The sequence below is a fragment of the Streptomyces sp. MGP-P1 genome, from assembly GCF_057766565.1.
Genome location: NZ_JBYMEM010000001.1, coordinates 1,446,449 through 1,466,286, shown reverse-complemented (window position 1 = coordinate 1,466,286; position 19,838 = coordinate 1,446,449). Strand labels below are relative to the sequence as shown.

The 19,838-nt window shown below is 71.1% G+C and carries 16 protein-coding genes; 8 read left to right on the top strand and 8 right to left on the bottom strand.

Annotated elements, in window-relative coordinates; all coding sequences use genetic code 11:
* The first annotated feature begins 47 nt into the window (after nucleotides 1–47).
* The 8 genes from AC3CH1_RS06490 to AC3CH1_RS06455 all read left to right on the top strand — a co-directional run bounded on the left by AC3CH1_RS06490 (nucleotide 48) and on the right by AC3CH1_RS06455 (nucleotide 10,686).
* Nucleotides 48–968, top strand: a complete 921-nt coding sequence (locus AC3CH1_RS06490; RefSeq protein WP_361871258.1) for a carbohydrate ABC transporter permease — start codon at nucleotides 48–50, stop codon at nucleotides 966–968.
* A complete protein-coding gene (locus AC3CH1_RS06485) occupies nucleotides 968–1,918 on the top strand; it encodes a carbohydrate ABC transporter permease (RefSeq protein ID WP_488461981.1) in 951 nt (316 codons plus the stop codon). The genes AC3CH1_RS06490 and AC3CH1_RS06485 overlap by 1 nt, the downstream gene beginning before the upstream one ends.
* Nucleotides 1,919–2,131: 213 nt before the next feature.
* Nucleotides 2,132–3,331 carry an ROK family transcriptional regulator gene (locus AC3CH1_RS06480; RefSeq protein ID WP_097866871.1) on the top strand — a complete coding sequence of 400 codons (1,200 nt, stop codon included), beginning with the start codon at nucleotides 2,132–2,134 and terminating at the stop codon, nucleotides 3,329–3,331.
* Between the two features lie 120 nt (nucleotides 3,332–3,451).
* On the top strand, nucleotides 3,452–4,564 hold the full coding sequence (locus AC3CH1_RS06475) for a sugar ABC transporter substrate-binding protein (protein WP_488461980.1): 1,113 nt from the start codon (nucleotides 3,452–3,454) through the stop codon (nucleotides 4,562–4,564).
* Between the two features lie 291 nt (nucleotides 4,565–4,855).
* A complete protein-coding gene (locus AC3CH1_RS06470) occupies nucleotides 4,856–5,644 on the top strand; it encodes an ATP-binding cassette domain-containing protein (protein ID WP_361871247.1) in 789 nt (262 codons plus the stop codon).
* Nucleotides 5,641–6,954, top strand: coding sequence for a sugar ABC transporter permease (locus tag AC3CH1_RS06465; protein ID WP_488461979.1), 1,314 nt, complete (start codon nucleotides 5,641–5,643; stop codon nucleotides 6,952–6,954). The genes AC3CH1_RS06470 and AC3CH1_RS06465 overlap by 4 nt, the downstream gene beginning before the upstream one ends.
* Nucleotides 6,955–7,117: 163 nt before the next feature.
* The gene (gene dxs, locus AC3CH1_RS06460) at nucleotides 7,118–9,031 is read left to right on the top strand and encodes a 1-deoxy-D-xylulose-5-phosphate synthase (protein WP_265598548.1); all 1,914 of its coding nucleotides are present in this window, start codon (nucleotides 7,118–7,120) and stop codon (nucleotides 9,029–9,031) included.
* A 188-nt stretch (nucleotides 9,032–9,219) separates the two neighbouring features.
* On the top strand, nucleotides 9,220–10,686 hold the full coding sequence (locus tag AC3CH1_RS06455) for an amino acid permease (protein WP_488461978.1): 1,467 nt from the start codon (nucleotides 9,220–9,222) through the stop codon (nucleotides 10,684–10,686).
* 46 nt (nucleotides 10,687–10,732) lie between these two features.
* Here the strand turns inward: AC3CH1_RS06455 and AC3CH1_RS06450 are convergent, their stop codons facing one another.
* The 8 genes from AC3CH1_RS06450 to AC3CH1_RS06415 all read right to left on the bottom strand — a co-directional run bounded on the left by AC3CH1_RS06450 (nucleotide 10,733) and on the right by AC3CH1_RS06415 (nucleotide 19,836).
* On the bottom strand, nucleotides 10,733–12,895 hold the full coding sequence (locus tag AC3CH1_RS06450; protein WP_488461977.1) for a prolyl oligopeptidase family serine peptidase: 2,163 nt from the start codon (nucleotides 12,893–12,895) through the stop codon (nucleotides 10,733–10,735).
* Nucleotides 12,892–14,343, bottom strand: coding sequence for an MFS transporter (locus tag AC3CH1_RS06445; protein WP_488461976.1), 1,452 nt, complete (start codon nucleotides 14,341–14,343; stop codon nucleotides 12,892–12,894). Before AC3CH1_RS06445 ends, AC3CH1_RS06450 begins: the two co-directional genes overlap by 4 nt.
* Entirely contained in the window at nucleotides 14,328–15,287 is a 960-nt protein-coding gene (locus AC3CH1_RS06440; protein WP_488461975.1) for a DUF6895 family protein, read from the bottom strand. The genes AC3CH1_RS06445 and AC3CH1_RS06440 overlap by 16 nt, the downstream gene beginning before the upstream one ends.
* Nucleotides 15,288–15,289: 2 nt before the next feature.
* Entirely contained in the window at nucleotides 15,290–16,480 is a 1,191-nt protein-coding gene (locus AC3CH1_RS06435) for a radical SAM protein (protein WP_488461974.1), read from the bottom strand.
* Nucleotides 16,477–17,469, bottom strand: coding sequence for a DUF6895 family protein (locus tag AC3CH1_RS06430; RefSeq protein ID WP_488461973.1), 993 nt, complete (start codon nucleotides 17,467–17,469; stop codon nucleotides 16,477–16,479). The genes AC3CH1_RS06435 and AC3CH1_RS06430 overlap by 4 nt, the downstream gene beginning before the upstream one ends.
* On the bottom strand, nucleotides 17,444–18,640 hold the full coding sequence (locus tag AC3CH1_RS06425; RefSeq protein ID WP_488461972.1) for a glycosyltransferase: 1,197 nt from the start codon (nucleotides 18,638–18,640) through the stop codon (nucleotides 17,444–17,446). The genes AC3CH1_RS06430 and AC3CH1_RS06425 overlap by 26 nt, the downstream gene beginning before the upstream one ends.
* Nucleotides 18,641–18,923: 283 nt before the next feature.
* Nucleotides 18,924–19,046: a hypothetical protein gene (locus AC3CH1_RS06420; protein WP_003965535.1), complete on the bottom strand. Its 123-nt coding sequence runs from the start codon at nucleotides 19,044–19,046 to the stop codon at nucleotides 18,924–18,926.
* 394 nt (nucleotides 19,047–19,440) lie between these two features.
* Complete coding sequence (locus tag AC3CH1_RS06415) at nucleotides 19,441–19,836, bottom strand: NTP pyrophosphohydrolase (protein WP_488461971.1); 396 nt, start codon at nucleotides 19,834–19,836, stop codon at nucleotides 19,441–19,443.
* Between the last annotated feature and the right edge of the window lie 2 nt (nucleotides 19,837–19,838).

Below are 19,838 nucleotides of genomic sequence, written 5' to 3'. Positions count from 1 at the left end.
ACGCGTCACCAGCGGCGGGCAGCACGGGAAGGTCGGAGTCGGTAACGATGCAACACGGTAAATACCGGTTCATAATCGGGTTCTTGGTGGTCCCGATGGCGTTGTACGTCATCTTCGTCATCTGGCCCTTCATCCAGTCCATCTACTACTCGTTCACGGACTGGACGGGGTTGAGCCCCGACTTCAAGATGGTCGGGTTCGACAACTACACCAAGATGCTCGATGACGACATCTTCTGGAAATCGCTGCAGCACAGCGTGCTGCTGGCCGTTCTGCTGCCGCTGGTGACGCTGGGTCTCGCGCTCTTCTTCGCCTTCATGCTCAACGTGGGCGGGCGGCGCCGCAAGGGCGCCGCCATCGCCGGCGTACGGGGCTCGGGCTTCTACAAGATCGCGTACTTCTTCCCGCAGGTGCTCTCGATCGCGATCGTGGCCATCCTGTTCCAGTTCGCCTTCGACCCGGCCCAGGGCATGATCAACGGCACGCTCAAGGCCGTCGGCTTCGACGACGTGCCGAACTGGCTGGGCGATCCGCAGCTGGCCCTGTGGGTCATCATGGCGGTCCTCGTCTGGTGCACGACCGGCTTCTTCGTGGTGCTGTTCTCCGCGGGCATGGCCTCCATCCCCAAGGACTTCTACGAAGCCGCCCTGCTGGACGGGGCGAGCCGCTTCACGACCTTCTTCCGGATCACGCTGCCCCTGCTGTGGGACACGGTCCAGTCCGGCTGGGTCTACATGGGCATCCTGGCGCTCGGCGCCGAGGGCTTCGCGATCGTCCACATCATGAGCGTCGGTCCCGGCGGGCCCGACTACTCGACCACCGTCCTGCCGCTGTACGTGTACCAGTCGGCGTTCCGTGACGGACAGGCGGGCTACGCGACCACGATCGGTGTCGCCCTGCTCCTCGTGACGCTGGCGTTCGCCGCCATCGTCATGCGGGTCGGCCGGCGCGAGCGGCTGGAGTTCTGATGAAGACCACTGACACCCCTCCCCCCGGGCCCTCCGGGTCCCCCTCCGACGCCGAAGCGGCGAAGGTTCCGGCCCAGCGCACCGGGCCGGTGGGCAAGGGCTCGTCGGCCCCCGCGAAGAAGAGCGAGGGCCAAGTCCTCAACGTCTTCTCGCACGGGATGCTGATCCTGTGGGCGATCATGGTCGTCCTGCCGCTGTTCTGGGCGGTGATGTCTTCGTTCAAGACCGACTCGGACATCTTCAACACCCCGTGGTCGCTGCCCAGTTCGCTGAACTTCGACAGCTGGGGCCGGGCCTGGAGCCAGGCCCACATGAGCGAGTACTTCCTGAACACCGTCCTGGTGGTGGGCGGGTCGCTCACGGGCACCCTGGTCCTCGGGTCCATGGCCGCCTATGTGCTCGCCCGCTTCGAGTTCCCGGGCAACCGGTTCATCTACTTCCTGTTCGTCGGCGGCATGAGCTTCCCGATCATGCTGGCGCTGGTCCCGCTGTTCTACGTCATGGACAACATGGGGCTGCTGAACACGATCCACGGCCTGATCCTCGTGTACATCGCGTACTCGCTGCCGTTCACCGTGTTCTTCCTGACCTCGTTCTTCCGTACGCTGCCGACCTCGGTGGCGGAGGCGTCGATCATCGACGGGGCCTCGCACACCCGCACGTTCTTCCAGGTCATGCTGCCGATGGCCAAGCCCGGCCTGATCAGCGTCGGCATCTTCAACTTCCTGGGGCAGTGGAACCAGTACATGCTGCCGACGGTGCTGAACACCGACCCGGAGAAGCGGGTGCTGGCCCAGGGCCTGGTGGAGCTGGCCTCCAGCCAGGGCTACAAGGGCGATTACTCCGGCCTCTTCGCCGGCCTGGTGATCGCGATGCTGCCCGTGCTGGCGGCGTACATCATCTTCCAGCGCCAGGTCGTCTCCGGCCTGACGGCGGGCGCCCTGAAGTAGCCCGCGACGCGCGTACGGCCCGGTGCCCCGGTGGAAACCCTCCGCCGGGGCACCGGGCCGTTGTGGGTGTGCCCGTGCTCAGGTCTTGACGGGAGGTACCCCCAAACGGTCAGCTTGGAGTTCACATGTTGGAGGAAGCCGGGGTCTCATCGCTGCGGCCCCGGCCGGGGCGGTCTTCAGGACCGCCCGCCAAGGGCAGGAGTGGATGAGTCGATGGAGACTCCCGGGTCGCAGACATCGCTGCACAGGGCCAATCTGGAGCGGGTCGTACGCGCCGTACGGATGGCAGGATCGCTCACCCAGGCGGAGATCGCCCGGAGCACCGGGCTCTCCGCGGCCACCGTCTCCAATATCGTCCGGGAGCTGAAGGACGGCGGAACGGTCGAGGTCACCCCCACCTCGGCGGGCGGTCGGCGGGCCCGCAGCGTCTCCCTCAGCGGTGACGCCGGCATCGTCATCGGCGTCGACTTCGGCCATACGCATCTGCGCGTCGCCGTCGGCAACCTCGCCCACCAGGTGCTCGCCGAGGAGTCCGAGCCGCTGGATGTGGACGCCTCGTCCGCCGAGGGCTTCGACCGGGCGGAAGTGCTGGTCAAGCGGTTGATCGCGGCCACGGGGATCGGCCCGGACAAGGTGATCGGCATCGGTCTCGGCGTGCCGGGCCCCATCGACGTCGAGTCCGGCACCCTGGGCTCCACCTCGATCCTGCCGGGCTGGACGGGCATCAACCCCAGCGAGGAGCTCTCCGGCCGCCTCGGCGTGCCCGTGTACGTCGACAACGACGCCAATCTCGGGGCGCTGGGCGAGCTGGTCTGGGGGAGCGGGCGGGGCGTCAAGGACCTGGCCTACATCAAGGTGGCCAGCGGTGTCGGCGCCGGTCTGGTGATCGACGGGACCATCTACCGGGGCCCCGGCGGCACGGCCGGCGAGATCGGGCACATCACGCTCGACGAGTCGGGCCCGGTGTGCCGCTGCGGCAACCGCGGCTGCCTGGAGACCTTCACGGCCGCCCGCTACGTCCTGCCGCTGCTCCAGCCCAGCCACGGCCCCGGGCTCACCATGGAACGGGTGGTCCAGCTGGCCCGGGAGGGCGATCCGGGATGCCGGCGGGTGATCGGCGACGTGGGCCGCCACATAGGCAGCGGCGTGGCCAACCTGTGCAATCTGCTCAACCCCAGCCGCGTCGTGCTCGGCGGCTCGCTGGCGGAGGCCGGGGAGCTGGTCCTCGGCCCCATACGGGACTCCGTGTCGCGCTACGCGATCCCCAGCGCCGCCCGGCAGCTCTCGGTGCTGCCCGGCGCGCTCGGCGGGCGCGCCGAGGTCCTGGGCGCACTCGCCCTGGTGCTCAGCGAGATGGGGGATTCAACCCTTTTGGAGAGCACCTTCCCCGCGGCGACTCCTGCCTTCACTTAGATAACGAATGGCACCGTTGTCATCTCGTTAAGGATTTACTCCTTGACGCTGGCGCTGGGGCCGAGTTGACTTCCAGCCACCTCGGCCGCAACGTCGCGGCCTCGTCAGGGAGGTTCGAGAATGAACACGCGTATGCGTCGTGCCGCCGTTGCCGTTGCCGCCACCACGATGGCGGTCTCGCTGGCCGCTTGCGGGAGTGCCAAGGAGTCCGGTGACAAGGCCGAACAGGGATCGGAGAAGAAGGGCGACGACCTGAAGATAGGTCTGCTCCTTCCCGAGAACCAGACGGCCCGTTACGAGAAGTTCGACCGGCCGATCATCGAGAAGAAGATCAGCGAGCTGACCGACGGCAAGGCCGAGGTCACCTACAACAACGCCAAGCAGGACGCGACCACCCAGTCGCAGCAGATCGACACGATGATCACCAACAAGGTCGACGCGCTCATCATCGGCGCGGTGGACGCCAAGGCGATCGAGAACAGCGTCAAGAAGGCCAAGGACGCGGGCATTCCGGTCGTCGCCTTCGACCGCCTCGCCGAGGGCCCCATCGACGCCTACACCTCCTTCGACAACGAGGAGGTCGGCCGCGTGCAGGGCACCGCCCTGCTGGAGGCCCTGGGCGACAAGGCCGACGGCGGCACGATCGTGATGATGAACGGCTCGATCACCGACCCGAACGCCGCCCTCTTCAAGTCGGGCGCCAAGTCGGTCCTCGACGGCAAGGTGAAGTACGGCAAGGAGTACGACACCAAGGAGTGGAAGCCGGAGAACGCCAACGCCAACATGGAAGCGGCGATCACCGCGCTCGGCAAGGGCAAGATCGACGGCGTCTACTCCGCCAACGACGGCATGGCGGGCGGCATCATCACCGCCCTCAAGGGCGCCGGTCTCTCGCCGCTCCCCCCGGTCACCGGCCAGGACGCCGAGCTGGCGGGCGTGCAGCGCATCGTCACCGGTGAGCAGTTCATGAGCGTCTACAAGTCCTACCCCGCCGAGGGCATCGTCGCCGCGGAGATGGCCGTCGCCCTCGCCAAGGGCGAGAAGCTCGACTCCATCGCCACCTCCAAGGTCGACAACGCCAGCCAGAAGGGCATCCCGACGGTCCTCGTCCCGGTCGTCTCGCTGACCAAGGACAACATCAAGGACACCGTCATCAAGGACGGCATCTGGACGCTGGACGAGATCTGCTCGGCCAAGTACAAGGCCGCCTGCGACGAGATCGGTCTGAAGTAGGCTCCCGGGACCCGGCCCGCCCCCGAGCCGCCGGGTCCCGCCCGCCGCGACGCCCGCCGCGACGCCCGCCGCGATCCCGCGAGGGCGCCGGCGGCCCCACCGCCCGCGCGCGTGCCCGCCGCACCCCGGCCCGTACGCGCGCCACGAAGCCTGTCCGGCGCCCCGCACATCAACCGTCCCGCTACCGGGCGGGGCGTCGGACGGAACGCTTCACCCTGTTTTCTCTCTGTGCTCGACACCGCCGCGCCTTCCCCCGGGCGCGGCATCCCCGCCGGTCAGGCGGCGAAGGAGATGGTTCATGTGTCCGCTACGCCCGTGTTGGCGTTGCGAGGGGTCTCCAAGCGCTTCGGTGCCGTCCAGGTACTCACCGATGTAGAGCTTGAGGTCCACGCCGGTGAGGTGGTCGCCCTGGTGGGCGACAACGGCGCCGGTAAATCAACGCTGGTCAAGACGATCGCCGGAGTGCACCCCATCGATGACGGCGTCATCGAGTGGGAGGGCAGGACCGTGCGGATCGACAAGCCGCACGACGCCCAGAACCTCGGCGTCGCGACCGTCTACCAAGACCTCGCGCTGTGCGACAACATCGATGTCGTCGGCAACCTCTACCTCGGCCGGGAGCTGCGCAGGTTCGGCATCCTGGACGAGGTGGAGATGGAGCGCCGCTCCCGCGAGCTGCTGTCCACGCTCTCCATCCGCATCCCGAGCGTCCGCATCCCGATCGCCTCGCTCTCCGGCGGCCAGCGCCAGACCGTGGCCATCGCCCGGTCGATGCTCGGCGAGCCCCGGCTCGTGATCCTCGACGAGCCGACCGCCGCCCTCGGCGTCGAGCAGACCGCCCAGGTCCTCGACCTCGTCGAGCGGCTGCGCGAGCGCGGCCACGCGGTCATCCTCATCAGCCACAACATGGCCGATGTGAAGGCCGTCGCCGACAAGGTCGCCGTGCTCCGGCTGGGCCGGAACAACGGTGTCTTCGATGTGAAGACCACCTCCCAGGAAGAGATCATCTCCGCCATCACCGGCGCCACGGAAAACGCCGTGACCCGACGTGCGGCGCGCAACGCGGAGGTTTCCAAGTGACCACCGACAAGTCCGCCACCTCGCTGGACAAGGCCGGCACCCCGGCCGACGCGCCGCCGGTCGGCAACCCGGACGCGGCCGAGGGCGCCGCCACGGTGATCGACCCCCGCCTGCTCATCCGCGAGCAGGGCCTCGGCGGCTACGTCACCGAGTTCAAGCGCAAGATCAGCGGTGGCGACCTGGGCTCGATCCCGGTGATCGTCGGCCTCGCGATCATCGCCATCGTCTTCCAGAGCATGAACTCCGAGTTCCTCTCCGCGAAGAACATCAGCGACATCGCCACCACGATGGTCGCCACCGGCATGATGGCCGTGGGCATCATCTTCGTCCTGCTGCTCGGCGAGATCGACCTCTCGGTCGGCTCCGTCTCCGGTGTCTCCGGCGCCCTCGTCGCGGTGCTCAGCGTCACCCAGGGCATGAACGAATGGCTGGCGATCCTCGTCGCCGTCGTCAGCGGCGCGGTGATGGGCGCGATCCACGGCTTCTTCTTCGCCCGGGTCGGCGCGCCCGCCTTCGCCGTCACCCTGGCGGGCCTGCTGTTCTGGCTCGGCTTCATGCTCCAGCTGCTCGGCGACTCGGGCACGATCAACCTGGACGGCGACGGGGTGGTCGGCAAGCTGACCACGTACTACTTCACCGACGTCGCCGCCGCCTACGGGCTCGCCGCCATCGCCGTGGTCGGCTACTTCGCCGCCGCCTTCCTGGACACCCGCCGCCGCGAGGCGGCCGGCATCCCGGCCCGCCCGCTCGCCGACATCCTCGTGCGCACCGCGGTCATCGCCGTGTTCGGCTTCGCCGCCGCGTACATGTTCAACCAGTACCGCGGCCTGCCGCTCGCGCTGGTCCTCTTCCTGATCGTCCTGGTCGGCACGGACTTCGTGCTGCGCCGTACGGCCTACGGGCGGAAGATCTTCGCGCTCGGCGGCAGCGTCGAGGCCTCCCGGCGCGCCGGCATCAACGTCACCGCGATCCGCGTCTCCGTCTTCTCCATCGCGGGGACCTTCGCGGCGATCGGCGGCCTGTTCTGGGCCTCCAAGATCGCGGCGGCCAACCAGGGCTCCGGCACCGGCGACCTCCTGATGAACGTCATCGCGGCGGCCGTCATCGGCGGCACCAGCCTTTTCGGCGGCCGGGGACGCACCTGGAACGCGCTGCTCGGCGTCATGGTGATCGTCTCCATCCAGTACGGCTTGTCGCTTGAGGGCATCGCCACCCCGATCCAGTACATGGTCACGGGAGCCGTGCTTCTCGCCACGGTCGTCATCGACTCCGTCACCCGTAGGACCCAGAAGACCGCGGGCCGCGCCTGACCGCACAACCGCGCAGGTGCCCGGTGCCCCCAGGGGTGCCGGGCACCTGCGCGTGTCCGGCGTTCCGTGTTCGAACAGGGCCGCCCGATGCCCGCCGTCGCGAGCGGAACATTAGACTCATCGGATCGGCACGCTCGATCAGCTCAAACGCAAGGAGGCACGGGTGGATCTGCTGACCCGCATCAAGGGACCGCGCGACCTGGACCGGCTCAGCCTCGGTGAGCTGGACCAGCTCGCGGAGGAGATCCGCACCTTCCTCGTGGACGCGGTCTCCAAGACCGGCGGACACCTCGGCCCCAACCTCGGCGTCGTCGAGCTCACCATCGCCCTGCACCGGGTCTTCGAATCGCCCCGGGACCGGGTGCTCTGGGACACCGGCCACCAGAGCTACGTGCACAAGCTGCTCACCGGCCGCCAGGACTTCTCCCGGCTCAAGAGCAAGGGCGGCCTCTCCGGCTACCCCTCCCGTGCCGAGTCCGACCACGACGTCATCGAGAACAGCCACGCCTCCGGGGTCCTCGGCTGGGCCGACGGCCTCGCCAAGGCCAACGAGGTCCTGAAGAAGGACGACCACGTCGTCGCGGTCATCGGCGACGGCGCGCTCACCGGCGGTATGGCCTGGGAGGCGCTGAACAACATCGCCGCCGCCAAGGACCGCCCCCTCGTCATCGTCGTCAACGACAACGAGCGCTCCTACGCCCCGACGATCGGCGGCCTGGCCAACCACCTCGCCACCCTCCGTACGACCGACGGCTACGAACGATTCCTGGCCCGCGGCAAGGACATCCTGGAGCGCACCCCCGTCGTCGGCCGTCCGCTGTACGAGACCCTGCACGGCGCCAAGAAGGGCCTCAAGGACTTCATCGCCCCGCAGGGCATGTTCGAGGACCTCGGCCTGAAGTACGTCGGCCCGATCGACGGCCACGACATCGAGGCCCTGGAATCCGCGCTCCAGCGCGCCAAGCGCTTCCGCGGCCCGGTCATCGTGCACTGCCTCACCGAGAAGGGCCGCGGCTACACCCCCGCCCTCCAGGACGAGGCCGACCGCTTCCACGCGGTGGGCAAGATCCACCCGGACACCGGGCTGCCGATCGCCACCTCCGGCCTCGACTGGACCTCCGTCTTCGGCGAGGAGATGGTCAAGCTCGGCGAGGAGCGCGAGGACATCGTCGCGATCACCGCGGCCATGCTCCAGCCCGTCGGCCTCGGCAAGTTCGAGGCCGCCTTCCCGGACCGGATCTACGACGTCGGCATCGCCGAGCAGCACGGCGCGGCCTCCGCCGCCGGCCTCGCCACCGGCGGACTCCACCCGGTCTTCGCGGTCTACGCCACCTTCCTCAACCGCGCCTTCGACCAGGTCCTGATGGACGTCGCCCTGCACAAGTGCGGTGTGACCTTCGTCCTGGACCGGGCCGGCATCACCGGCACGGACGGCGCCTCGCACAACGGCATGTGGGACATGTCGATCCTCCAGTGCGTGCCCACGCTCCGGATCGCCGCCCCGCGCGACGCCGACCAGGTCCGCGCCCAGCTGCGGGAGGCCGTCGCCGTCGACGACGCGCCGACCGTGGTCCGCTTCTCCAAGGGCGCGGTCGGCCCCGCCGTCAAGGCGGTCGGCAGGGTCGGCGGCATGGACGTCCTGCGGGAGCCGAAGGCCGCCCGCCCGGACGTCCTGATCGTCTCGGTCGGCGCGCTCGCCCCGATGTGCCTGGAGATCGCCGATCTGCTGGACGCCCAGGGCATCTCCAGCACCGTCGTCGACCCCCGCTGGGTCAAGCCCGTCGACGAGGCGCTCGCCCCCCTCGCCGAGCGTCACCGCGTCGTCGTCACGGTCGAGGACAACAGCCGCGCCGGAGGCGTCGGCTCCGCCGTCGCCCAGGCCCTGCGCGACGCCGGCGTCGACGTACCCCTGCGCGACTTCGGCATTCCGCCGGTCTTCCTCGACCACGCCTCGCGCGGCGAGGTCATGGCCGAGATCGGACTGACCGCGCCGGACATCGCCCGGCAGGTCACCGGCCTGGTCGCCAAGCTCGACGGCCGCTTCGAGAGCCGCGCGGTGGAGCCCGCGCGCGACTGACGCAGTCACCTTCGTACGGCCATGGGCCGGGAGAACCACCCCTGTACGGGTGGTTCTCCCGGCCCATTCGCATGAAACGGGCCAGATGGCGCGTTCGCGTCCGACAGGGTCCCCATCATGGCGTTCACAACGAATGCGTGGAGGTATCGCAGGTGAGCGCGCAGGTCACACCACCCCGCGGAAAAGGCATGTTCCGCACCAAGTCCGTCGAACAGTCGATCCTGGACACCGAGGAGCCGGAACACGCGCTCAAGAAGTCCCTCTCCGCCCTGGACCTCACGGTCTTCGGCGTCGGCGTCATCATCGGCACCGGCATCTTCGTCCTCACCGGACAGGTCGCCAAGGAGACGGCGGGCCCCGCCACCGCCATCGCGTTCGCCGCGGCGGGCGTCGTGTGCGCGCTGGCCGCGCTCTGCTACGCCGAGTTCGCCTCCACCGTCCCGGTGGCCGGCTCCGCCTACACCTTCGCCTACGCGGCGCTGGGCGAACTGGTGGCCTGGATCATCGGCTGGGACCTGGTGCTGGAGTTCGCGCTGGGCACCGCGGTGGTCGCCGTCGGCTGGTCCGGCTACGTCCGCTCACTGATGGACAACGTCGACTGGACGATGCCCGAAGTCCTCTCGGGGACGGACGTGGCGGAAGGATTCGGCTTCGACATCCTGGCCTTCGCCCTGGTGCTGGTCCTGACCGCCATCCTGGTCGTCGGCATGAAGCTGTCCGCCCGGGTCACCTCGGTCGTGGTGGCGATCAAGGTCGCGGTGGTCCTCATGGTGATCATCGCCGGAGCCTTCTTCATCAAGGCCGAGAACTACAAACCCTTCATCCCGCCCGCCGAGAAGCAGCCCGCCGGCTCCGGCTGGGACGCGCCGCTCGTGCAGCTGCTGTTCGGCTACGAACCCACGAACTTCGGCATCATGGGCATCTTCACCGCCGCCTCCATCGTCTTCTTCGCCTTCATCGGCTTCGACGTGGTGGCCACCGCGGCCGAGGAGACCAAGCTGCCCCAGCGCGACATGCCGCGCGGCATCCTCGGCTCGCTCATCATCTGCACGGTTCTCTACGTCGCGGTCTCGATCGTGGTCACCGGTATGCAGAACTACCGCGAACTCTCCGTCAGCGCCCCGCTCGCCGACGCCTTCAAGGCCACCGGGCACCCCTTCTACGCCGGGCTGATCAGCTTCGGCGCGGCGGTCGGTCTCACCACGGTCTGCATGATCCTGCTGCTCGGCCAGACCCGGGTCTTCTTCGCGATGAGCCGCGACGGCCTGCTCCCGCGCTTCTTCTCCAAGACGCACCCGCGCTTCCGCACCCCCTACCGCCCGACGATCCTGCTCGGCGTGCTGATCGCGATCATCGCCGGGTTCACGAGCATCGAGGAGCTGGCCACCCTGGTGAACATCGGCACGCTCTTCGCGTTCGTCATCGTCGCCCTCGGCGTCCTGGTCCTGCGCCGCACCCAGCCGAACCTGCCCCGCGCGTTCCGTACCCCGTGGGTGCCGGTGCTCCCGATCGCCTCGGTGGCCGCGTCGGTCTGGCTGATGCTCAACCTGCCGGTGGAGACCTGGGTCCGCTTCGGCGCCTGGATGGTCCTCGGCGTGATCATCTACTTCGTGTACGGGCGCTCCCACAGCCGCGCGGGGCAGACGGGAGTTTGACGACAGGGCCCAGGAGGGCCGCTGACGTCCGTGCCGGGCCGGGTCCTCACGGAGCGGCCCCGCCCGGCGCCGGCAGCCCCACCTGCCCGGCCAGGAACGCCAGGCACTCGGCCTCCAGCGCCACCACACGCGAGACGGCGCGGGCGCCGTGCCCGACGCCGCGTTCCAGGCGCAGCAGGACCGGCCCCGCTCCGGACGTGGCGTGTTGCAGAGCGGCGCACATCTTGCGGGCGTGGAGCGGATCGGTCCGGGTGTCGCCGTCCGAGGCGGCCAGCAGCACCGCCGGGTAGCTGACGCCGGGCGTGACGCGGTGGTACGGGGAGTAGCCCAGCAGCGTCCGCGCCTGCGCGGGGTCGCGCACACTGCCGTACTCGGGCACCCAGCTGGGCCCCAGCCCCGACCCCTCGAAGCGGACCATGTCCAGGAGCGGGACCCGGCACACCGCGGCGGCGTACTTCTCGGGCTCCTGGGTCAGGGCCGCGCCGACCAGCAGCCCGCCGTTGGAGGAGCCCATGACGGCGACCCGGCGCTCCTCGGCCCAGCCGGCCGCCAGCAGGTGGTCGGAGGCGGCGGCGAAGTCGTCGAAGGTGTTCTGCTTGTTGGTCCCGCTGCCGGCGAGGTGCCACTCCTCGCCCTCCTCGCCGCCGCCGCGCAGCCCCGCCCAGGCGAAGACGCCGCCCGCCCTGACCCAGGCGAGGATCTGCGGCCGGTACCGGGGCGACATGATCTGGCCGAAGCCGCCGTATCCGGTGAGCAGGGCCGGGCGCGGCACGTCCGGGCGGCCGGTGGGGGAGATCACGAACATCCGTACCGTCGTCCCGTCCCGGGACGGGAAGGCGACCTGCCGGGCGACCGCCCCCGCGGTCTCGGGCGCGTGCCGGGCACCGTGCTCCCAGCGCGTCGCGCGGCACGTCCGCCCGTCGAAGCGCAGGACGCGCGTCGGCGTCACGAAGTCGGTGTAGGTGAACCAGGCCTCGTGGCTGCCGGCCGGCCCGGCCGCGAAGCCGTCGACGGTGCCGCTGCCCGGCAGCGGTACCGACGCCACCTGCCTGCCGTCCGTCAGATCGTGCACGGTCACTTCCGCCACCGTGTGGCGGGTCCAGGCGGCCAGGCCGAGCGGGTGGTCGAGCTCGGGTCCCGAGACCACCGCGAAGTGGGTGAGGACCGCGTCGGGACGTCCCGCGACCACCTCCCGCCACGCCTCCGGGCCCCGGTGCAGCGCGTCCGGCGGGCACGCGACGACGTGGCCGCGAGCGGCGCCGTGGTCGGTGCGCAGCCACACCGGGTCCCGCGGGCCGGTGCCGGGCGCCACGTGCAGCCGGGTGGCGGCCGGGATGTTCTCCTGGACCGGCACCAGCAGCGGCCGCTCCAGCGGTCCCGCGGTCAGGTCGGCCAGGTAGAGGTCGGTGCGGCGGCCGGTGCCGAGCGTGGCCCTGATCGCGAGCCAGCGGCCGTCGGCGGACCCGGAGACACTGTAGAACTGGGTCCTGTCCCGGCCCTCGCCGAAGACCAGGGCGTCGGTGCCGGGCGGGGTCCCGACCCGGTGCAGCCAGACCCGGCGGTGGTACTGCTCCTCGCCGGGGTTCAGCCGCGGGTCCAGCCGCCGGACGTAGTAGAACGCCTCGCCGCCGGGCAACCAGGCGACGGATGACCTCCGCACCCGGTCCACGGGCCCGTCGACGACCTTCCCGGTCGCCACGTCGATCACCTGGAGCCGCGAGTCCTCGGTGCCGTCCCGGGAGACCTGGAAGGCCAGCAGATCGCCCTCCAGGGACGGCTGCCAGGCGTCGAGTGCGGTGCGTCCGGACGGATCGAGGACCTGGGGGTCCAGCAGCACCCGCCCGGTGTCAGCCCCGGTCTCCCCTCCCGTATCCGTCCCGGGCTCCGCCACCATGAGCACGGGATGCTCCTGGCCCGCGTCCTGCCGCAGCCAGAAGACCCTGCCGCCGCGGACCTTGGGCGGTGTCGCGCGATCGACGGCGGTGAGCGCCGCCACCTCCGCCTCCCACCGTTCCCGGCCGGGCCAGGTCGCCCGCGCCGCCGCGTAGAGGGCCTCCTGCTCGGCGTCCCAGCGGATCACCGCGTCCGCCTTCGCGTCCTCCAGCCAGCGGTACGGGTCGGGGACGGGCACCCCGTGCACCTCGTCCACGACGTCCTGCCGGGCCGTGCGGGGGTACTCGTGCGGTGCCGGTCGGGCGGCGGAGGTCACTCGGTGCTCCCTCGTCGTGGTGGGGCGGGAATGCGGACAGCGTCGGGCCGAGTGGTCGCCGCCTCGGCTCCTCCGGCGGGCTCACCGGGCGTTTCCTCTCCGCCCGGTCCTCCGCCGGGTCCGCCGTCCTCGGCGGTCTCGGGGTCGGGCAGGGCGCCGCGGGCGTAGAGGCCGGACAGCAGGATGCAGAGCCCGGCCACGGCGATGATCGTGTCGATGGGGCCGAACCGCAGGCCCGCCACCGAGCCGTCGAAGTCCCGCAGCAGAGTGCCGGCGAGCCAGCCGGACAGCGCCGCCGCGACCATCGCCGCCAGCTGCGTCATCGGCTGGAACACGGCGACCACCCGCCCGCGGTACTCGGCGGACGCCGCCGAGAGCAACAGCGGGGCCATCGCGGTGTTCAGCACGGTGAGGGGAATGGTGAACAGGACGAGCAGGGCGATGCCACCGACGAATCCGGTCTGCCGGGAGTAGGCGACCAGCAGGGCGCCGCTCACCAGCAGGCTGACCCACGTCGTCCGCCGCGCCCCGATCCACTGCACCACCCGGCCGGCGCACAGCGCGCCGACGATGCCGCCCACCCCGATGGCCATGCCGACGTAGCCGAAGAGTTTGGCCGACATGCCCAGGTTCTCGGTCGTGAAGAAGATGTTGAGCGTGTTCAGCGCACCGACCCCGAACTGGCCGATCACTGCGAAGACCAGCAGCGCGACCAGGAACTTGCTGCGCCCGAAGAAGCGGAGGCCTGCCACGAACTCCCGCAGCACGCCGGACCGGTGACCGGCGGCCTTTCCCGTGCCGCTCCCGTCGACCGGTGTCTTCTCGGCGGGGGCGGGGGCCACCCGGACCGAGGCGATGGCGACGTACGACACCAGGTAGGAGAGGGCGTTGAAGAGCATGGCCCACTGCACGCCCAGCGTGAAGAACAGTGGTGCGGCGAGCGGAGGGCCGACGATCAGCGCCGTCTGACTGGTCGCCTGCGTGATGCCGGCCGCCCTGGCGCGATCGGCGTCTCCGGTCACCAGGTCCGCGATGATCGTGAAGCGGGCCGGTGCGAAGAACCGGGCGGCCGCGTGCAGGAGCAGCACGGTGCCGTAGACGAGGGCGAGCCACACCCCGGCCGGCAGTGCGTCGGCCGGCAGGAAGGAGACGATGGCCAACAGGGCCACCAGCCCGCCCCGCAGCACTTCGGTGCCGAGCATCGTGCGGCGTTTGTCCCAGCGGTCGACGAAGACGCCCGCGATCGGACCGACCACGAGGACGGCGGTGCCGCCCGCCACCAGGACGCCGCTGACCGCCGCCGGGGCCCAGCTCTCGTCCTTCGCCAGTACGGTGGCCACCCACAGCATCAGGGTGGTGCTGAAGACCATGTCACCGATGGACGAGACGGCCTGCCCGAACCAGAGCCGCGTGAAGTCGGGGCTGATGAGAGTCAGTCGCGGTGCCATGACGGCCTCCCCGAGGAGAGGACCAGGGTCATGAGAGCGGTCACCAGCGTCGTGTGGTACGCCTTCCGGAAGAACTCCCCGGCCGGGGCCGACCGGGACGCCATGAGCGCGGCCGACCGCCCGGGGATCGCGCCGTCGGACCGCTGGGCCCGCACCAGGCACTCCACGGCCGCGGCCCCCGAGGGGGTGCGCAGCGGCTCGAGACCCAGGATGAACTGGGTGAGGACGAGTTCGGCGGCGAGGTCCCACCGGTCCTGCCCGACGCAGTGGTCCAGCATCCGGCGGACCAGCTCCCGCGCGTGTGCCAGGGCGTCCCCGTCCAGGCCGGTCGCGGTCCGCCCGTAGTCGCCGAGGAAGAAGGCGGCGTGGGTGAGGGAGTATCCCTCGGAGTCGGTGAGCGGTGCCGCGTCTCCCGTGACGACGTCCTCCTTCTCCGCGCTCCCCGGCGCCGCGGCGGTCAGGGTGACGAGCGGGCTCTGTCCCAGGAGTTCGGAGTACGGCTCGATGGTGTGGTCCGCACCCGCCTGGTCCGCGTAGAAGCGGATCTCCATGCGCTTGAGCGGCGACTTGCCGACCGGTGAGAGGAAGTCGGGAGCGAGCCGCGCGAGCGTGGCCCGGCACAGCGTGTCGTCGATCCCGTCGGGGGCGAGCGCGGCGTAGGCCAGTCCGTACGTGGGGGCGGAAGGGGGGTGGGCGTCGAAGAGCCGCGGGAACTCCGGGCGCTGCCAGAGCTTGCGCAGGAGAGCGGTCGCCCCGTCCAGCCGCTCGTCGTGGGATTCGCCGTGCCGGGGCGAGCAGTGGCACAGCAGCGCCAGTTCCAGCACGGCCTTCGTCTGCCGGTGCGTCGGCGTCCCCGCGTCGGCCGCGTACGGGTCGAAGTGGTCCAGGTTCGCTCCCAACCAGTCGAGCGTGCCGGCGGAGAGCTGGTCGAGAGATGACGGCATGGCTACAGGCGCTCCGTCTCGTCCAGGTAGTCGAGCAGGGTGGCGTCCACGTCGTCGCGGAACCGCGTGAGGACGCGGGTGTCCTCGTCGTAGCGGTAGAGGTCCTCGCAGGAGATCCAGCGGTCGCGGGTCGCCTCGGCGGGCTGGTACCCGTCGGCCACCGTGCCGACCTCCCAGTCGGGTTTGCCCGCGGTCTCCCAGCAGCTGGCCAGGGTCCCGTCCGCGCTGATCACCGCGCCGTAGCGCCCTTCGGTGTGGCCGCAGGTGAGGCAGGGCCGACGGGCGCCCGGACGACTCACCCGGAAGCCGAGTTCGAGCGCGCGACGCTGCCACCGGGTGAAGTGGGCGGAGAGCTCGCCCGTATGCAGCAGGTCGTTGGCGTATCCGATGCCCACGTCGCCGACCCGGGCGAAGTACAGCGCGCACCGGGAGGGGTCCAGCTGCGCCGCGAGCCGGTCGATGAGCGCGTCGACGCCGTCGAAGGTCTCCTGGGAGACGTTGACCCGCAGGGTCCACCGGATCGGCGTGACCTCGCCCGCCGCGACGATGTTGCGGACGATCTTGTCGAAAGTGCCTCCGGTGTCGGCCCGGTTGACCCGGATGCGGTCGTGGTCGGCGCGGTCGCCGTCGAAGGTGACCTGGACGGAGTCGAGACCGAGGGCGGAGAGCTGCCGTGCTAGCCGCGGGGAGAGCAGCGTGGCGTTGGAGATCATCCAGGCCGACGTCATCCCGATGCCTGCGGCGCGCTCCAGCAGCTCCAGGCAGCCGCGCGGGTTGAGCAGGGGCTCCCCTCCGAAGAGGAGGATCCGCAGTCTGTCCAGTTCGGCCGCGGCCATCTGCCGCTCGGTGAACCCGAGGATCGAGGTGATGGTCTCCGAGGTGAGTCGGGTCCGGGCGATCCTGGGCGGGCGGCTGCTGTCCGTGGCGTCCTGGGCGGTGTTCTGGAAGCAGTATCCGCAGCCCAGGTTGCAGTTGGTGCTGGTGAGGACGGTCAGCGCGTACGAGCGGACCGGCGGGGAGGCGAACATGCCGCGCTCGCGCAGCCGGTGCTCCGTGTCGGGCCGCAGGTCCCCCTCGGGGGTGACGTGCCGGCCGCCGAGGCGGACGACCCCGCCCCGGCCGAGGAACCACCAGTTGCGCCTGCCTTCGAGGAGGCGTGCTCCGTCCGGGAGTTGGACCTGTTGCAGGCTCATCGCGTCCTCCGAGCTGTGGGTGGTGCCGTGGTCGGAACGGGGTGGGGGCGGCGGCTGTTGGCGAGCAGCAGCGTCGTCAGCGCCGTGACGAGCGTCGGTTGATAGGCCCACCGGAAGTACTGCTGAGGAGGGGCGGACGCCGGGGCCCGTCCCCGGGCGGTCTTGCCGGGTAGGGAACCGTCCGGCGACCGGGCCCCCGCGAGCATCCCGAGGGCAGCCTGCCCCGAAGGCGTTCGGAGTGGGTCGAAGCCCAGACAGTGCTGGGCGAGCAGCAGCTTGGCCGCGTACTCCCAGGCGTCCTCGCGTACGCAGTGGTCGGTGAGCCGCTCCACCACGTGCGACGCCCGCTCCCGGGCCTCCGCGTCCAGGCCGGTGTCGCGGAAGCCGTAGTCGGAGAGGTAGAACACGGTGTCCGTCACCTGACAGACGTCCAGTTCGGCCACCCGCGCGCCGTCGGCGCGCGCCAGCATGCTGCACGCGTACAGCTCGTCGTACGAGGACAGTTCGTGCTGGAAGCCCGCGAGTTCGGCGTAGAACCTGGTGCCCAGGTGGAGGTAGGGCGACTTGCGGCGGGGCGTCAGGTAGCCGTCGGCGGCGAGCCGTTCGAACACGTCGCGTCGGGCGTCGGTGACGGCCCCGCGCGGTGCCAGGGCGGCCCACACCAGGCCGAACGGCCGCGCGCTGTCGGGGGAATGTGCGAGTAGGCGCGGGAACTCCGGTCGCCGCCAAGCGCGTTCCACGACCGCGAGCACGGGCTCCAGGGCGGTGTCGTCCGGCGTGACCTTGTGCCAGCAGCGGCGGAGCAGCCCGAGTTGCAGGAGGGCCTTCACCCTTGGTGTCACGGGCAGTGCGGCGCGGCCGGCCGGGGAGTCGAGACGGCCCGCGTGGAGCCCCAGCCACCGCCCCGTTTCCGCAGCCAGGGTCGCGACGGTCTCCTCGGCGGCGGCTGCCCCTCCGTCCGCGTCAGGGGCTGACGTTCGCGTAGTCATGGTCCTCCTTCGGGATCGCGGAGTGCTGGGCCACCCGCTCGACGACGTCGGCCGCACGGGCGGCGCCGTCCACTGCGGCCAGCCTCCGGCCGAGCGCCCGGGCGCGGCCTCGCAGGGCGTCGTCCCGCCACGCCGAGTCCAGCAGCGCCGGCCAGTCCGACAGTGCGTGCTTCGGCAGGTGAACGCCCACGCCGGCCCGCATGCAGGCACCGGTGAGCAGTGGCTGCTCGGAGCCGTTGGGCGAGGCCGCGAGGGGGCGGCCGCGCAGCAGGGCGGCCAGTACGGGGGCCGAGGTGCCGCTGGTCAGCACCAGGTCGGCCAGGTCGATCAGCGGGCCCATCCATGGCTTGCGCACCGTCAGGATGTCCGCTCCCGAGGCGGGTTCGGGGCTCGGCGAGCGGCCCTGCTCCACCACGGCCTGGAACCGCCCGCCGGTGAAGGCCTCGTTGAGATGGGGCCACCGGCTGCCGCCCTCGAACACGCGCCCGAGGTGGACATAGACCAGGGGCTTCCCGGACCGCGCGACCCGGTCCCTGACCGCTTCGACCTCGCCGGGCCCGGGCGTCGGTTCCCAGCGCAGCGGCCCCACGTGTACGACCCGGTCGGGCAGTTGGGTGCCCGGGTACTCCAGCTCCGGGTCGCCGCGCAGCAGCAGGGCGTCGCCCGGCAGCGGGTCGTCCCCCCACCGGGAGCCGCGCGCCGGCAGCCCGGCCTGTTCGCGCACGTCGGCGTACTGCTGACGCATCTCACGGGTCCGGTTCCGCCGGGGCCTGCCCAGCGGAGGCTCGTCGTCCCCACCCGCCCGGTAGTCCCACAGGTGGACCGAGAGCCCGACCACCACCACGGGAAGGCCGAGCACTTCGGCGGCGAGCAGGGTGCCGTGGCACAGCACGGAGGTGATCAGCAGGTCGGCCCGGTCCGCGCGGGCGGCGCGCACGGTCGCGCGGTACTGCGCCATGGCGGAGGCGCCCCACCAGGCGACGGAGAACGCGCGCCGTTCGCCGAAGTCCTCCGTCGCCGCGAACGGCAGCCCGGCGTCGGCCGCGACAGGCGCGACGCCGGACCTGCCCAGCAGGCTGACGTGATGGCCGCGCCGCCGGAGCTCACGACCGGCCGCGATGGTCGGGTAGAGGTAGCCGCCGTCGCTGAGCGGGCACAGCAGGATTCTCACGACGTCTCCCGGCCGGGACGGGCCGGCCGGATGCCGGACGGGGCGGCCGGATCCGGAAGTTCCCGCACCGCGAGCTGCGCGGCCCGGCGCGGGCGTCGGCGCTGTGCCGGTAGGGCGGCGGGGGTCACTCGGTGCTCCCTCGGGGCGTGGCGGGCGGTGGCGGTCCTGAACGGGCGGGAGGGCCGGCCAGGAGAAGGCCGCACGGCGGCCGGGCCTCCGTCGCTCGGAACGATCCGTCCGAGCGTCGGAGGCCCGCGCCGTGCACAGGACTCGACGGGGCGAGTTACTGCAGCATGTCGCTGTTGTTGGTGAGGCAGTTGCCCGCCTCGTCCTCGCCGTCCTCGCTGTGCGCGACGACCTCGAACTCCTCGGACTCCGTCGGCTCCTGGCTCTGGTTCTCAGGCATGTTCTTCTCCTCTGTCGACGGTGTCGGTTGCACCGGCTGAGAAGGAACGTACGGATGCCTGGTATGGGAACGCCTGATCGTCGACCCGACGGCGGTATACGGCCCGTGACGCGGGGGCGGACGGCATCGGAATCCGGTGCGGTGGGCCAAGGCGTCCTTCTCGGATCGTGCCGGGCTCGACGCACGCCGGTGCACGGTCAAAAGGCCGCGAGAAGAGGGTGGGCGCAGTGGGTTCGGACGGCCGCGCGGGACGAGGGCGGCCGCGCCCCCGCGCCGGAGGCAGCGGCCTCGGAAGGTACGGATCAGGGGGCCAGAAGGTGCGGGCAGGGGGAGCTGCCCCAGGAAGTACGGGCCGGGGCGGCGGCCCGAGGAGGCCCGGCGCCCGGGGGGACCGCTACGCCTCCGGCGACGGCCGTACCGTACGGGGGCCCACGCAGCGTGCCCCGTACGCCTCGACCCGCTGCCGCAGCCCCCGGTCGGCGGTGACGACGACGCAGTCCCGGCCCGGGGCGGCCCCGGCCGCCAGCTCGGCGATGAGGTCGTCGCCGCTGCCGGGGGCCGAGTCGACCCGCACCCCGGTCACGGAGGCGACGCCCCGGGCGGCCCCTTCCACGACGAGCACCAGCTCGACGGGGCCGGGCAGCCCCGGCAGCCCGGCCGTCGCGTACGGGACCAGGGAGTCACGCAGCCGGGTCGCCGCCCCGCGCCGGTCCCGCCACCACCCGTCGGGCACGGAACCGACCACGTTGGCGCCGTCCACGATCACCAGCACCGCATCGTCCTCGCTCATCC

What these genes read in the sequence shown, in the direction of transcription:
- AC3CH1_RS06490 (WP_361871258.1), top strand. Translation starts at nt 48, where the DNA reads ATGCAACACGGTAAATACCGGTTCATAATCGGGTTCTTGGTGGTCCCG.
- AC3CH1_RS06485 (WP_488461981.1), top strand. Translation starts at nt 968, where the DNA reads ATGAAGACCACTGACACCCCTCCCCCCGGGCCCTCCGGGTCCCCCTCC.
- AC3CH1_RS06480 (WP_097866871.1), top strand. Translation starts at nt 2,132, where the DNA reads ATGGAGACTCCCGGGTCGCAGACATCGCTGCACAGGGCCAATCTGGAG.
- AC3CH1_RS06475 (WP_488461980.1), top strand. Translation starts at nt 3,452, where the DNA reads ATGAACACGCGTATGCGTCGTGCCGCCGTTGCCGTTGCCGCCACCACG.
- AC3CH1_RS06470 (WP_361871247.1), top strand. Translation starts at nt 4,856, where the DNA reads ATGGTTCATGTGTCCGCTACGCCCGTGTTGGCGTTGCGAGGGGTCTCC.
- AC3CH1_RS06455 (WP_488461978.1), top strand. Translation starts at nt 9,220, where the DNA reads ATGTTCCGCACCAAGTCCGTCGAACAGTCGATCCTGGACACCGAGGAG.
- AC3CH1_RS06445 (WP_488461976.1), bottom strand. Translation starts at nt 14,343, where the DNA reads ATGGCACCGCGACTGACTCTCATCAGCCCCGACTTCACGCGGCTCTGG.
- AC3CH1_RS06440 (WP_488461975.1), bottom strand. Translation starts at nt 15,287, where the DNA reads ATGCCGTCATCTCTCGACCAGCTCTCCGCCGGCACGCTCGACTGGTTG.
- AC3CH1_RS06435 (WP_488461974.1), bottom strand. Translation starts at nt 16,480, where the DNA reads ATGAGCCTGCAACAGGTCCAACTCCCGGACGGAGCACGCCTCCTCGAA.
- AC3CH1_RS06430 (WP_488461973.1), bottom strand. Translation starts at nt 17,469, where the DNA reads ATGACTACGCGAACGTCAGCCCCTGACGCGGACGGAGGGGCAGCCGCC.
- AC3CH1_RS06420 (WP_003965535.1), bottom strand. Translation starts at nt 19,046, where the DNA reads ATGCCTGAGAACCAGAGCCAGGAGCCGACGGAGTCCGAGGAGTTCGAG.
- AC3CH1_RS06415 (WP_488461971.1), bottom strand. Translation starts at nt 19,836, where the DNA reads ATGAGCGAGGACGATGCGGTGCTGGTGATCGTGGACGGCGCCAACGTG.